Source organism: Hyphomonas sp. UBA3601 (assembly GCF_002375605.1).
Lineage (GTDB): Bacteria > Pseudomonadota > Alphaproteobacteria > Caulobacterales > Hyphomonadaceae > Hyphomonas.
Genome location: NZ_DFME01000035.1, coordinates 6,307 through 6,636, shown reverse-complemented (window position 1 = coordinate 6,636; position 330 = coordinate 6,307). Strand labels below are relative to the sequence as shown.

Genomic DNA, 330 nt, shown 5'->3' with positions numbered 1-330 from the left:
TTCGGAACCGGAAGCCTTTGCGGCGGTCGACACGAACCGGATAAGTACCGCGAGCGCAGCTGACGAATGGCTGACATATGGTGGGACTTATGACGAGCAGCGCCATTCGAGCCTGATAGATGTGAACAAGGAAACCGTCGCAGACCTGGGCGTCGCGTGGACTTATGACCTTGCCACCAATCGCGGCGTGGAATCGACGCCGATTGTCGTGGACGGCGTGATGTACGTCACCTCTGCCTGGTCGCTGGTCTATGCGCTTGATGCCAAGACGGGTGAGGAATTGTGGGTTTACGATCCGGATGTGGACCGCGCCGTCGGCGTGAAAGCCTG

Annotated in this window: 1 protein-coding gene; it reads left to right on the top strand. The window is 59.1% G+C overall.

Annotated features, from left to right (window positions below; translation table 11 throughout):
- Positions 1-330, top strand: a 330-nt coding sequence (locus B4F73_RS04025; protein ID WP_290482567.1) for a PQQ-binding-like beta-propeller repeat protein, incomplete at both ends; no start/stop codon positions are given.